The organism is Novosphingobium sp. B-7, from assembly GCF_000410615.1.
GTDB lineage: Bacteria > Pseudomonadota > Alphaproteobacteria > Sphingomonadales > Sphingomonadaceae > Novosphingobium > Novosphingobium capsulatum.
On record NZ_KE148335.1, the window covers coordinates 20,365 to 32,601 of the forward strand.

Genomic DNA, 12,237 nt, shown 5'->3' on the forward strand with positions numbered 1-12,237 from the left:
CCGCCACCAGCTGATAGCGGCCACCGGCCATAGGGCGGACGATCACCGGCTGGATCACGCCGCGCGCGGCGATCGACTGGGCCAGTTCGTCCAGCGCCTCTTCATCGAAATGGCGGCGCGGCTGATCCGGGTGCGGCTCGATCTCGGCCACCGACAGCAGCGCGACGCCGGTGGTGGCCCGCGCCGGGACTGCGGCCGCAGGCGTACCACCGGTTGCGGCGGGCGCCGGGCGGACCAGCGATTCCTCGCGCCGGGTCTCGCCCAGCAAGGCGCCCAGCCCCCGGCCCAGTGCGGCGCGCTTTACCGGTGCCTTGACGCCGTCTTCGCCGCTCATGCCGCCTTCCTCCGTTCCGGCAGGCGCCCGATCAGCTCGCGCGCCAGTTTCATGTAGGCCTGCGATCCCGAGCAGGCATGGTCATAGATCAGCGCCGGCAGCCCGTGGCTGGGCGCCTCGGACAGGCGCACGTTGCGCGGGATCACCGATTCGAACACGAGATCGCGCAGGCACGACCGCACATCGTCGGCCACCTGGTCGGTCAACCGGTTGCGGCGATCGTACATCGTCAGCACGATGCCCAGGATGCCCAGATCGGGATTGAAGCGCTCCTGCACCCGCTCCACCGTCTGCAAAAGCTGGCTAAGCCCTTCCAGCGCAAAGAATTCGCACTGCAGCGGAACCATCAGGCTATCGGCTGCGGCCATGGCATTGAGGGTCAGCAGGCCCAGGCTGGGCGGGCAATCGATCAGGCAGATTTCGTGCGTCGTGTCACGGTGCAGTGCAGCACGCAGACGGCCGGTGCGATCATCCACGCTGACAAGCTCCACCTCGGCGCCGGACAGGTCCACCGTGGCGGGGATGATATCGAGGCCGGGAATGCGGGTGGGAACGGCGCATTCCGCCACCCCTGCCCCGTCGATCAGCATGTCATAAGAAGACCGCTCGCGATCGGCGGCGTTGAGGCCGATCCCGGTGGAGGCATTGCCTTGCGGGTCAAGGTCAACCAGCAGCACTTTCCAGCCGGTAGCGGCAAGCGCAGTCGCGATATTGATAGCGGTGGTGGTCTTGCCCACGCCGCCCTTCTGATTCGCAATGGCGATGGTGATCATCGACGGGAGCCTCGTTGGGAAGCTGCGCCCGACTGGCGGGCAGGCTTCGGGGGATGGCCACCCAGCAAGCGACCGGCGATCACACCAGCGGCGGGATCGGTCAGCGATTGTTCCACGTGAAACACGTGGCGCCAGGTTTCAGGCAGTATAGCCACTTCTTGCGCTGCCTTCGCCCCTTTTGGCAGCAACCACATCGTTTCCGGTGTGGAAAAACGCGAAGAAATCTTCAGCAACTTGTCGAGCGGCGCAAATGCGCGCGCGGAAAGCACTGCATAGGTCTGATCGGGCAAGTCTTCGACGCGTGAAAGCACGACGTTGACGTGCGACAACCCAAGCTCCGCCGCCGCGCGCGCCAACCATTCGGTACGCAGCCGTCGCGAATCGACCAGCGTCACCGGCCGCTGCGGTTGCAGGGCGGCGATCACAAGGCCCGGAAAGCCAGCGCCGGTGCCCAGATCGAGCCATGCGCCGTTGGGCAATGTTTCACGTGGAACAGTGAGCAGCTGGGCGCTGTCGACAATATGCCGCTGCCACACCATGGGAATGGTGCCGCGCGCGATCAGGTTCTGACGCTCGTTCTCCACCACCAGCAGCTCAACCAACCGGTCCAGGCGCGCCATCGTGGCGTCATCGGTGCCGAGCGTCTGGCGCAACCAGTCCTGCGCTTGCGCCTCGCTTTCGATCATGGTGGTCATGCTGCCACCATGCGGCGACGGGCATGGACGAGCAGGCTGGCCAGCGCGGCCGGGGTGATCCCCGCCAGCCGGCCGGCGGCTGCCAAGGTTTCCGGCCGGGCCGCGCTCAGGCGTTCGACCATTTCGGCGGAAAGCCCGGGCACGCGGTTATAGGGAAAATCCTCGCCCAGCGGCACGGTCTCGTTGGCGCGCAGGTCACGCAGCTCCGCTTCCTGCCGCGCGAGGTAGGGCGCATAGGCAGCGTCCTCTTCCACTTCCTCGACCAGCAAGGCGTCGTCGGGCATGGCCTCGGCAAGCCAAGGCGCCAGCCCGGCCAGCGTCACTTCGGGGAAGCGCAACCACTCCATCAGGCTGCGCCGCGCACCATCGGCGCGAACCGCCAGGCCAGCGCGTGCCATCTCGCTCGGCGTGGTTTCCTGGGCCAGTCCCTCTTCCAGCCGGGCCCGCGCGTCGAGCCGGCGTTCGAACCAGGCGCGGCGCTCATCGCCGACACAGCCCGCCGCGATGGCCAATGGCGTCAGCCGGGTGGTGGCATTGTTGGCGCGCAGGCGCAGGCGATATTCGGCCCGCGCGGTGAGCATGCGATAGGGCTCGCTCACCCCATGCAGCGTCAGGTCATCGATCATCACCGCCATATAGCTCGATCCGCGATCGAGCGCTGCGGGCGCGGTGCTCAGCACGGCGGCAGCGGCATGCATGCCCGCGACCAGTCCCTGCGCGGCGGCCTCTTCATAGCCGGTGGTGCCGTTGATCTGCCCGGCGCAATAGAGGCCAGGCATGGCGCGCACTTCCAGGCTGGGACGCAGCGCTCGCGGATCGATATGATCGTACTCCACGGCATAGCCGGGCACGACGATGGCCACCTGCTCCAGGCCTTCCATCGAACGCATCATCGCCAGTTGCACATCGGCAGGCAACGAGGTCGACAGACCATTGGGATAGACCAGATGATCGTCCAGCCCCTCGGGTTCGAGGAAGACCTGATGGCTGTCGCGATCGGCAAAGCGGTGAATCTTGTCTTCGATCGACGGGCAATAGCGCGGACCGCGCGCGCCGATCGCGCCGGTGAACAGCGGCGAGCGATCCAGGCCGCTGCGGATTATATCGTGGGTCTGCGCATTGGTGCGGCTGATCCCGCAAAAGATCTGCGGCAGCGGGCGCGCGCGCGTGAGCGGCGACATCGTCCAGGGATCGGTATCGCTGTGCTGCTCTTCCAGCCGGGCCCAATCGATGGTGCGGCCATCCAGGCGCGGCGGTGTGCCGGTCTTGAGCCGGGCCATCGGCAGGGCGGCATCGCGCAGCTGGGCCGCCAGACGATGGGCGGCGTCTTCGCCGATGCGGCCACCTTCCATCCGCTCTTCGCCACGGAACAGGCGCGCGCCCAGGAACGTGCCGGTGCACAGCACCACGGCCGATCCCTCCAAAATGGATCCATCGGCCAGCTCGATGCCGACGACACGGCCACCTGCCAGGCGCAGCGCGGCTGCTTCCCCCGGCACGACGGTAAGGCCAGGCTGGCTGTTCACCACCGCCTGGACCGCCGCCTTGAATCGCTTGCGATCAGCCTGGACACGCGGTCCCTGCACCGCACTGCCTTTCGAGCGGTTGAGCATGCGGTAATGAATAGCGCCAGCATCGGCCGCCCGCGCGATGACGCCATCAAAGGCATCAACCTCGCGCACGAGGTGTCCCTTGCCCAAGCCACCGATCGCCGGGTTGCAGCTCATCGCGCCGATCTTGTCGGGATCGAAGCTGACCAGCGCGGTGCGCGCCCCCATGCGCGCCGCCACGCAGGCCGCCTCGACGCCGGCATGGCCGCCGCCGACCACAATGATGTCGAAGGAATGCATGCGCTCTGCCCTATCGCTCTGCGCGCCTTGGGTCAAACTTGTGTTTCACGTGAAACATGCGGAGGGGAGATTTGCGCCGCGTGAAAAACCCGTTCGCCTATTTGCCGATGCAGAAGCGCCCGAACAGCGCATCGAGCATGTCTTCGGTGCCAGCACGGCCCGTCAACCCATCCAGCGCGCGGCGGGCCAGGCGCAAGTGCTCGGCCGCCAGCAGCGGATCACGCTCCCTTCCCGCCGCTGCCAAGCTATTGTGCACCTGCGAAAGAAACGCATGCTGCCGCGCGTTGAGCGCTGCCTCTCCCGGTGCGGGCAGGGTGGCGCGGGCATGGGCGACAAGATCACGACGCAAGGCATCGAGCCCCTCACCGGTGTGCACCGAGAGACGATGGCGCGGTGCGGCCTTGGCAGGGGCGACAGGATCATCGGCGCGGGCGGACAATTCCCACAGCGGTACGGCATCGCCAGCCGGCCCTGCCCCTTCCGGCCCAAGCCACAGGATCAGGTCGGCGCGGGCCGCCTCTGCCCGGGCGCGAGCAATGCCGATCCGCTCGATCTCGCCCGCGCCCTCGTCGCGCAAGCCGGCAGTGTCGGCAAAGGTGAACGGCACGCCATCGATCGCCACGCTGCGCGTCAGCACGTCACGCGTCGTGCCAGGTTCGGCCGCGGTGATCGCCGCCTCTGCCTCGACCAGGGCGTTGAACAGGGTGGATTTGCCTGCATTGGGCGGGCCGGCGAGAACGACGCGGAACCCTTCGCGCAAAGGCTCGGCACGCGGGCGGGCAAGCCAAGCGCCGATCTGCGCCGCCTGCGTTGCGGCCTGATCGGCAAAGCCTGGCGGCAGCAGCGCTGCCCCCTCCCCCACGTCATCCTCATCCGAAAAATCGAGCAGGGCTTCCAACTGGGCGGAGAGCATCAACACGCCCTGGCGCCATTCCTCCACCCGGCGCGACAGCGCGCCATCGGCCATGGCCAGCGCGCTGCGGCGCTGCAATTCGGTTTCGGCACTGAGCAAATCGGCCAGGCCTTCCGCCTCGTTGAGATCGATGCGACCGTTGAGGAAAGCCCGGCGGGTGAACTCTCCCGCCTGGGCGGCGCGCAAACCAGGTAGTCTGCCCAGTGCGGCAAGCACGGCCTGGACCACGGCGCGACCACCGTGAAGATGCAACTCGGCGCTGTCTTCGCCCGTGGCGGTATGCGGGCCGGGCAGCCACAATACCATCGTGGCATCGAGCAAGGCGCCATCGGCCGGATCGACCAGCCGGCGAAACGTGGCGCGGCGTGGCGGGGGCAAGCTGCCAGCCAGAGCCGACAGGGCCGTGCCAGCATCCGGGCCACTGATCCGCACCACGGCAATGCCGGCCGGCGGCGCCCCGGAACTGAGGGCGAAGATCGTCGGGTTATCGCTCATGCGCCGCCGCTTATCATGCAGCGGGCCCAGTGCCTACATCTGGGCGCGGCTTACTTCTTGTCGCCGCCCATGCCGGCCTTGAAGCCCGCCATCGCCGCCCCGGCGCCCTGCTCCATGAACTGCTGGAACAGCTTGAGGCCGATTTCGCCCATCGGCGCCAGTTGCTTGGCATAGCCCTGGAGTTGGTCCACGCTGCTTACACCCTGCATCGCCTTGGCCACGGCATCGACGTAGACGTCATTGGCTTTGGAAACGTCTGGCAGGCCGAGAAAACGGCGGGCCTCTTCCGGGCTGCATTCGATCTCGACATTCACTTTCATGGCCTGCTCCCGGGAATTTGTCGTGGCTTGCGGCACGGAAGGTGTCACAGTCGGCCAGGCACGCCAAGCCCATGATCGACCGAAACGGTATCGCGAACGATCAACCGCTGCAGGCTTGCCCATGCCGCGTTGCGCCGGATCAATGCGCCCGGCCACGCGTTGTTTCACGTGGAACATGCCGGGTGCCGGCAGTCGCGCGCCCTTGGCTGGGAGACGTATCATGCAGCTTGGATTGGCCGCCTGGCACCGCGCCATGCTTGCGGGATGCCCCGAAGACCTGCTCACCGAACTCCTGGCTGACGATGCCGTGTTTCACTCGCCGGTGCTGCACACCCCGCAGGTGGGCCGCGAGGCGGTGGCACTGCACCTGTCGGCCGCCTGCCGCATCCTGGCCTTGGGACGCTTTGCCTATGTGCGCGAACTGGCCGATGGCCCGGAAGCGGCGCTGGAGTTCGAGGCGACGCTCGATGGTGTGGCGGTGAACGGCGTGCACCTGCTGCGCTTCGATCTGGAAGGGCGGATCGTCGATGCCAAAGTGATGGTGCGTCCGTTTGCTGCGGCAGACCTGCTGTGGCGCAAGATGGCCGAGGCGCTGGAAGACGGTTGAGAATGATCGGGGCGTTTGTGCCAGCGCCCTTCGACAGGCTCAGGGCGAACGGAGCGTTGGGGAACGGCGGCGGCTATTGCCGTTCGGGCTGAGCTTGTCGAAGCCCTCACCCCATCGCCAGGCGGACGCAAAAAGGGGTGGAAGGCCTGGCTGCCTCCCACCCCTTTTTTGCGCAGCAAACCCTTGGCGGGATTACTGGTTCATCGTGGCGAAGAAGTCTTCGTTGGTCTTGGAATCCTTCATCTTGTCGAGCAGGAATTCCATCGCGTCGACCGTGCCCATCTGCATGAGGATGCGGCGCAGCACCCACATCTTGCTGAGCTGGTCGCGCGGCACCAGGAGTTCTTCCTTGCGCGTGCCGCTCTTGCCCACGTCGAGCGCGGGGAAGATGCGCTTATCGGCGACCTTGCGGTCGAGCACGATTTCCGAGTTGCCGGTGCCCTTGAACTCTTCAAAGATCACTTCGTCCATGCGGCTGCCGGTGTCGATCAGCGCGGTGGCGATGATCGAGAGCGAGCCACCTTCCTCGATGTTGCGCGCCGCGCCGAAGAAGCGCTTGGGGCGCTGCAGAGCGTTGGCGTCAACACCGCCGGTCAGCACCTTGCCCGACGAGGGAACGACGGTGTTATAGGCGCGGCCAAGACGCGTGATCGAGTCGAGCAGGATCACCACGTCGCGCTTGTGTTCGACCAGGCGCTTGGCCTTTTCGATGACCATTTCGGCAACCTGCACGTGGCGCGTGGCCGGTTCGTCGAAGGTGGAGGAGATGACCTCGCCCTTCACCGAGCGCTGCATGTCGGTCACTTCTTCGGGGCGTTCGTCGACCAGCAGGACCAGCAGGAAAACTTCCGGGTGGTTGTCGGTGATCGCCTTGGCCATGTTCTGCAGCAGCACGGTCTTGCCGGTGCGCGGCGGCGCCACGATCAGCGCGCGCTGGCCCTTGCCCTGCGGGCTGACCAGATCGATCACGCGGGCAGACTTGTCCTTGACCGTGGGATCGAGCGTGTCGAGCTTGAGGCGCTCGTTGGGATAAAGCGGCGTGAGGTTGTCGAAGTTGACGCGGTGGCGCACGGCCTCCGGCTCGTCGAAGTTCACCTTCATCAGGCGGGTGATGGCGAAATAGCGCTCGCCATCCTTGGGGGCGCGGATTTCGCCTTCCACGGTATCACCCGTGCGCAGGCCCCATTTGCGGACCTGGTTGGGCGAGACATAGATGTCGTCCGGGCCGGCGAGATAGTTGGCTTCCGGGCTGCGCAGGAAGCCGAAGCCGTCGGGCAGAACCTCGATCGTGCCGATGCCGAGGATTTCCTCGCCGTCTTCGGCCACTTCCTTGAGGATGGCGAACATCAGATCCTGGCGGCGCATCGTGCTGGCGCCTTCCACGCCCAGCTCTTCGGCCATTTCGACCAGCTCGGCGGGGGTTTTCTTTTTGAGTTCTTTCAGATGCATTGCGTGTGTTCCGTCAGCGGAAATAGGCTGGAAAAATGGCCGGCGGGCCGATGGGCTTGGAGAAAGCAGGCCGTGAGCGCGCCAGTGCGCGCTCGGGATGTTTGCCGGTCGAGATGTGCGTTATGCCGGGAAAAGCCCGGCGTCAATTGAGGATTGGTGAAGGGTGCGGGGCTTGCGGCCAGCGCTGGGCCTGGCCGCCGCCATGTACGCCGTCGCTCAGAACGGCTTGATGATCACCAGGATGACGATGATCGCGCCGAGCACGCCGGGCACTTCATTGAGCAGGCGCAGCTGCTTGCCGGTGAGGCGGCGTTCGCCCCGCGCCAAGGCGCGATGATAGCGGGCGAGCCAGATGTGATAGCCGGTCAGCGCCACCACCAGCAGCAGCTTGGCATGGAGCCAACCCTGGGTGAACCAGCCGCCCGAAATCGCCATGGCCAGGCCGAGAATCCACACCACCGCCACGCTGGGCGCCATGATGATCTTCATGAGCTTGCGCTCGCGATCGGTCCACACCGCGTTTTCGGGGGAATTGACCGGCGTTTCCTGGTGATAGACGAACAGGCGGGGCAGCATGAACAGCCCGGCCATCCAGAAGATCACGAAGATGACGTGGCCAGCCTTGAGCCAGAGATAGAGCATCGAGAGCACCTGGAGCATGAGGGTCTTCTAGCGTTGCGCGAGGGGGACGGGAACGGGCCTTTCGACGGGCAACGTGCGGCACGCCGAACGGCTCCACAGCATCTCGGCCTTTAAGGCGATGATTGCAAGAACCTTGCCCGCTCGGGTAGGAGGGGCGCAAGCAGGCGAGCCAATGAGGGGGACGCCACGTGTTGCAGGCAGGCCGCCGATTGCTGATGCGCCATCCGCGCCTGGGTCTGATGATCCTGGCGCTGGTGCTCGGCCTGCGCGTGCTGATCCCGCCGGGGATGATGCCGGTGCCCAATGGCGCGCGCGGCATCGTGGTGGCGCTGTGTGATGGCAGCGGCCCACTTGGCGCTGACGTGAGCAAAGCGAGCCGGCGCACGATCACCCTGCCCACCAGCCATTCCGGCAAGACGGACAGCACCGCCAATCCCGGCCCTTGCGCATTCGGCGTGCTGGCCAATGCCATGATCGGTGGGGGAGAAGCCCCTGCCCTGCCCCTGGCGCCCCCGCTGATTGCGCCCATTACGCCGGCGCTGGTGGCGGCCCTGATGCTGGCGGCGATTGCCCGCACGCGGCCACCGGCGCGCGCGCCACCGCAAGGCGCCTTCGGCTAAGCCAAGCACACCGAGCATTTTTGTTTTTCCGGCCCGCGCTGCATCGGTGGCGGGGCCGCCTGTCGGGATATCCGATCCATGCCACGCCTGTTTTCGCGCGCCCTTGCGGCTGCGCCCCTTGCCCTTGCGCTGTCGTCCACCCCAGCGCTGGCCTGTGCCAGCTGCGGCTGCACGTTCACCTCTGACTGGCTCAACCAGGGGCTGGTCACCCAGCCCGGCCAGGCCGCCACGCTGCGGGTGGACTATGTGCCGCAAAGCCAGCTGCGCACTGGCACCAGCAAGGTCGATACCAGCCAGCTGACCATTCCCAACGATCGCGAGATCGAACGCTGGACCGACAACGTCTATGTCACTGCCAGCTATGACCGGCAGTTTGCCAGCGACTGGGGCATCAACGTGGCCGTGCCGCTGATCATCCGCCCCCATGCGACGATTGCCGAAGATATCGATGCAGAAAGCCGGTCACGCACCCATGGCCTGGGCGATATCCGGGTGACGGCGCGCTGGCAGGGCCTGTCGACGCCCAGCGGCGTGACCGGGCTGCAGTTCGGGCTGATCCTGCCCACCGGCGGCTTTCACCAGACGTTCCGCAGCGGCCCGGCACAGGGCGAGGAAGTGGATCGCGGATTGCAGCCGGGCACCGGCACCACCCAGGCGGTGATCGGCGCCTATCACTATCGCCGGTTGGGCCGGGATTGGGCGCTGATGGTGCAGGCCCAGGCGCAGATCGCACTCAATGCGCGGCAGGACTATCGCCCCGGCACGATCGGTGAAGCCTCGCTGGCAGTGCAGTGGATGGGCCTGGGCCGCGTGGTGCCGCAGTTGCAGATCAATGCGCGGATCAACGCGCAGGACAGCGGCCTCAATGCCGACGTGGAAAACAGCGGAGGCGAGCAGGTCTATCTTGCGCCGGGGCTGAGCATGCCCCTGGCGGCGCGGGTTTCTGCCTTTGCCCATGTCCAGCTGCCGCTATACCAGCGCGTGGTGGGCTGGCAGCTGGCACCCCGCGTCAACCTGGCTGCAGGGCTTACCGCGCGGTTCTGAACGGGTTTCCGGTGGCGGCCATGGGGCGCCACCGGGACACCGGGGTCACTGCGCCGGCTTGAGCCAGCGGGCCATCCAGCCAAAGATGGTCTGGTGCCACTGCAGCGAGTTCTTGGCCTTGAGCACCCAATGGTTTTCATCGGGGAAGACCAGCAGTTCGGACGGGATGCCCCGCCGTTGCAGCGCGGCAAAGCTGGCCAGGCCCTGGGTATAGGGAATGCGGAAGTCGTTCTCGCTGGTGATCACCAGCATCGGCGTCTTCCACTGCGCCACGTGGTTGACCGGGTTCCACTTTTCAAAGGCTTCGGGCGCCTCGTAGTAAGGGTGCCCACCGTGTTCCCATTCGTCGAACCACAGCTCGTCGGTTTCATAGGCCATGGCGCGCGCATCGAACACGCCATCGTGCTGGATGATGCACTTGAAGCCATCGGGCCACTGCCCCTCGATCCAGTTCATCATGTAGCCGCCATAGCTGCCACCGGCCGCACAGGCATTGCCGGGATCGACCGCGCCATCCTTGGCCGCGGCCGCCACCATGCCGAGCTTGAGGTCCTGCAGCGGCTTGCCACCCCAATCCTGGTTGATGCTGTCGGTAAAGGCCTGGCCGTAACCGGTCGATCCGTGGAAATCGATGGTGATCGCGGCATAGCCCTGCGCTGCCCACAGGCGCGGGTTCCAGCGGGTGGACCAGCCATCGCTGAACGAGCCCTGCGGCCCGCCATGAACCAGCAGCACAGTCGGCAGCTTGCCCACGGCACCTGCCGGCTTGAGGATCTGGCCCCACACCGTATCGCCATTGGCCCCGGCGAACGCAAAGCGCTCCACCGCCACCGGGGCCATGCCGGCCAGCGCGGTGGTGCCCAGATCGGTCAGCCGCGTGGCCTGCTGGCCGGGCTTGCCCAGATAGAGTTCGGGCGTGGCATCGATGGCATCGCGCTTGAGCAGGAACGCCCCGCCCTTGAGCATCGCAATCTGCGAAACGTGGCCTTCGCGGCCCTTCTGGAAGGCCAGGCGCGTGGGTTTGCCCGTGGCGAGATCGACGCGGAAGGCCGGCGTATCGAGCAGGTCCTGCGCCGTGACGATCAGGGCCTTGCTGTCAGGCGTGAAGGCCAGCGAGCCGGCGGAGCGATCCCAGCCCTGGGTCAACGCGCGGCTCTGCCCGGTCTTGAGGTCCATCAGTTGGATCACCAGGCGATCGGCCTCGTACCCCGGGCGCGCCATCGCCGCCCAGGCCAGCCAGCGGCCATCGGGCGATACCGCCGGGGTGGTATCGGTGCCACGGTTGCTGGCCGTCAGGTTGCGCGGCGCGCTGCCATCGACCGGTGCCCACCACAGATCGAGATTGGTCGAGCGCGGCTCGTCACGATCGGCCTGGCGCGCGGCATAGATCACCGCGCTGGAATCCGCGCTCCAGGTCAGTTCGCTGCCATCGCCGAACGGCTTGCTGGGCGCGTCGCCGACCAGGCCGCCCTTGGCCGGATCGCCATCGAGCGCGTGGCCGGATGCCGGATCGACCTGCCCGCCCTTGAGCGCGAAGGCAAAGATGCGGCTGTGGATGCCCGGCGTTTCCCAGGTATCCCAATGGCGCACGAAGCCGGCGCCATCGCGATAGAGCCGCCCGCTGCCCGGCCCGGGCAGGCCGGTGTTGCCATCGCCATGGGGCAGATCGGCGCAACCGCCAAACGTGGCACAGGCGCGGGCGATATCGCCCCATACCGCCAGCCGTGTGCCATCAGGCGAAAGCTTGAACCCGGCCACCTCGGCGGCAAGATCGGTAACCCTGATCGGGCCGCCGGCACTGCCATCGGCACCAGGCAGGACCGACCAGACCTGCGCGGTCTTGCCATCCTTGTCTGACAGGAACCACAGCCGCCCATCGGGGGCAAAGGCGGGATCGCTGATGCTGCCCTGCCAGTCCAGCTTGACCGGCGTGGCGCCCTTGCCCCCCAGCGGCAGCAGCCACAGCGCGGTGCTGCGCTTGTAGCTGTGCGGATCGGTGGTGGTGACGGTGTAGGCCGCCAAGCGCCCATCGGGCGACACGGCAAAACTGCCCAGGCGTGGCAGCGTGACGAGATCCTGCGCGGTCATCGCCGGTGCGGCGGCGGCCGATGCGGATGCCACGGCCGGAGCGGGCGTCGCTGCCAGGGCGAGAGGGGCCGCGCCAAGGGCCAGCGCGGCAAGCGAAAGCGTGTGGGTGAGCTTGTTCATGGGCCGCATGGGTACCCTGCCCCCGGCCCAGCGCAAGAGGGAACGATGCAGCAGGCGCCTCAGCTGGCCGCGCTAGCCCGCCAGCGCCTTGGCCAGCGCCTGGTCGAACCGCGCGGCATCGAGCGACCCAAAACGCGCCACGATCGTGCCATCGCGCCCATAGATGCGGGTTTCGGGCAAGGCAGTGGGCAGATCGCGCGGCCGCACATGGGTATCGGTGGCGCGGATCAGCGGAAAGTGCACGCCCATGCCCGCCGCCAGGATGCGGCTGCGGCTGGGGGGGGGGG

At 66.9% G+C, this 12,237-nt stretch carries 13 protein-coding genes; 3 read left to right on the top strand and 10 right to left on the bottom strand.

Annotation, left to right across the window (positions count from 1 at the left end):
- The 6 genes from H926_RS34650 to H926_RS0111645 form a co-directional block, all read right to left on the bottom strand.
- The coding region (locus H926_RS34650) for a ParB N-terminal domain-containing protein (protein WP_237741022.1) at window positions 1–334 on the bottom strand (334 nt) is incomplete at its 3' end.
- On the bottom strand, window positions 331–1,107 hold the full coding sequence (locus tag H926_RS0111625; RefSeq protein ID WP_022676455.1) for a ParA family protein: 777 nt from the start codon (window positions 1,105–1,107) through the stop codon (window positions 331–333). The genes H926_RS0111625 and H926_RS34650, both read right to left, overlap by 4 nt.
- Complete coding sequence (gene rsmG, locus H926_RS27050; RefSeq protein ID WP_022676456.1) at window positions 1,104–1,802, bottom strand: 16S rRNA (guanine(527)-N(7))-methyltransferase RsmG; 699 nt, start codon at window positions 1,800–1,802, stop codon at window positions 1,104–1,106. Before rsmG ends, H926_RS0111625 begins: the two co-directional genes overlap by 4 nt.
- Window positions 1,799–3,652, bottom strand: a complete 1,854-nt coding sequence (gene mnmG, locus H926_RS0111635; RefSeq protein WP_022676457.1) for a tRNA uridine-5-carboxymethylaminomethyl(34) synthesis enzyme MnmG — start codon at window positions 3,650–3,652, stop codon at window positions 1,799–1,801. Before mnmG ends, rsmG begins: the two co-directional genes overlap by 4 nt.
- Window positions 3,653–3,749: 97 nt before the next feature.
- Window positions 3,750–5,060 carry a tRNA uridine-5-carboxymethylaminomethyl(34) synthesis GTPase MnmE gene (mnmE, locus tag H926_RS0111640; protein ID WP_022676458.1) on the bottom strand — a complete coding sequence of 437 codons (1,311 nt, stop codon included), beginning with the start codon at window positions 5,058–5,060 and terminating at the stop codon, window positions 3,750–3,752.
- 50 nt (window positions 5,061–5,110) lie between these two features.
- Complete coding sequence (locus H926_RS0111645; protein ID WP_022676459.1) at window positions 5,111–5,380, bottom strand: DUF6489 family protein; 270 nt, start codon at window positions 5,378–5,380, stop codon at window positions 5,111–5,113.
- Between the two features lie 220 nt (window positions 5,381–5,600).
- Here H926_RS0111645 and H926_RS0111650 point away from each other — a divergent pair, with 220 nt between their 5' ends.
- On the top strand, window positions 5,601–5,987 hold the full coding sequence (locus H926_RS0111650) for a nuclear transport factor 2 family protein (RefSeq protein ID WP_022676460.1): 387 nt from the start codon (window positions 5,601–5,603) through the stop codon (window positions 5,985–5,987).
- Window positions 5,988–6,179: 192 nt separating this feature from the next.
- On the opposite strand, the gene rho is transcribed toward H926_RS0111650, so the two are convergent.
- Window positions 6,180–7,436 carry a transcription termination factor Rho gene (rho, locus tag H926_RS0111655; RefSeq protein ID WP_022676461.1) on the bottom strand — a complete coding sequence of 419 codons (1,257 nt, stop codon included), beginning with the start codon at window positions 7,434–7,436 and terminating at the stop codon, window positions 6,180–6,182.
- Between the two features lie 216 nt (window positions 7,437–7,652).
- Window positions 7,653–8,096 carry a CopD family protein gene (locus tag H926_RS0111660; protein ID WP_022676462.1) on the bottom strand — a complete coding sequence of 148 codons (444 nt, stop codon included), beginning with the start codon at window positions 8,094–8,096 and terminating at the stop codon, window positions 7,653–7,655.
- 170 nt (window positions 8,097–8,266) lie between these two features.
- Here H926_RS0111660 and H926_RS0111665 point away from each other — a divergent pair, with 170 nt between their 5' ends.
- Both H926_RS0111665 and H926_RS0111670 read left to right on the top strand, forming a co-directional pair.
- Window positions 8,267–8,698 carry a hypothetical protein gene (locus H926_RS0111665; protein WP_148291720.1) on the top strand — a complete coding sequence of 144 codons (432 nt, stop codon included), beginning with the start codon at window positions 8,267–8,269 and terminating at the stop codon, window positions 8,696–8,698.
- A 78-nt stretch (window positions 8,699–8,776) separates the two neighbouring features.
- A complete protein-coding gene (locus H926_RS0111670) occupies window positions 8,777–9,742 on the top strand; it encodes a hypothetical protein (RefSeq protein WP_022676464.1) in 966 nt (321 codons plus the stop codon).
- Window positions 9,743–9,787: 45 nt separating this feature from the next.
- Here H926_RS0111670 and H926_RS0111675 read toward each other — a convergent pair whose 3' ends face one another.
- Both H926_RS0111675 and H926_RS33250 read right to left on the bottom strand, forming a co-directional pair.
- Window positions 9,788–11,950: a S9 family peptidase gene (locus tag H926_RS0111675; protein WP_022676465.1), complete on the bottom strand. Its 2,163-nt coding sequence runs from the start codon at window positions 11,948–11,950 to the stop codon at window positions 9,788–9,790.
- 72 nt (window positions 11,951–12,022) lie between these two features.
- Window positions 12,023–12,237: hypothetical protein (locus tag H926_RS33250; protein ID WP_202804705.1), on the bottom strand; the 215-nt coding region annotated here is incomplete at its 5' end.

Excerpts from the sequence above, each read along its gene's own strand:
- H926_RS0111625 (WP_022676455.1), bottom strand. The coding sequence starts at position 1,107 with ATGATCACCATCGCCATTGCGAATCAGAAGGGCGGCGTGGGCAAGACC.
- H926_RS0111645 (WP_022676459.1), bottom strand. The coding sequence starts at position 5,380 with ATGAAAGTGAATGTCGAGATCGAATGCAGCCCGGAAGAGGCCCGCCGT.
- H926_RS0111650 (WP_022676460.1), top strand. The coding sequence starts at position 5,601 with ATGCAGCTTGGATTGGCCGCCTGGCACCGCGCCATGCTTGCGGGATGC.
- rsmG (WP_022676456.1), bottom strand. The coding sequence starts at position 1,802 with ATGACCACCATGATCGAAAGCGAGGCGCAAGCGCAGGACTGGTTGCGC.
- H926_RS0111675 (WP_022676465.1), bottom strand. The coding sequence starts at position 11,950 with ATGAACAAGCTCACCCACACGCTTTCGCTTGCCGCGCTGGCCCTTGGC.
- mnmE (WP_022676458.1), bottom strand. The coding sequence starts at position 5,060 with ATGAGCGATAACCCGACGATCTTCGCCCTCAGTTCCGGGGCGCCGCCG.
- H926_RS0111660 (WP_022676462.1), bottom strand. The coding sequence starts at position 8,096 with ATGCTCCAGGTGCTCTCGATGCTCTATCTCTGGCTCAAGGCTGGCCAC.
- rho (WP_022676461.1), bottom strand. The coding sequence starts at position 7,436 with ATGCATCTGAAAGAACTCAAAAAGAAAACCCCCGCCGAGCTGGTCGAA.
- H926_RS0111670 (WP_022676464.1), top strand. The coding sequence starts at position 8,777 with ATGCCACGCCTGTTTTCGCGCGCCCTTGCGGCTGCGCCCCTTGCCCTT.
- mnmG (WP_022676457.1), bottom strand. The coding sequence starts at position 3,652 with ATGCATTCCTTCGACATCATTGTGGTCGGCGGCGGCCATGCCGGCGTC.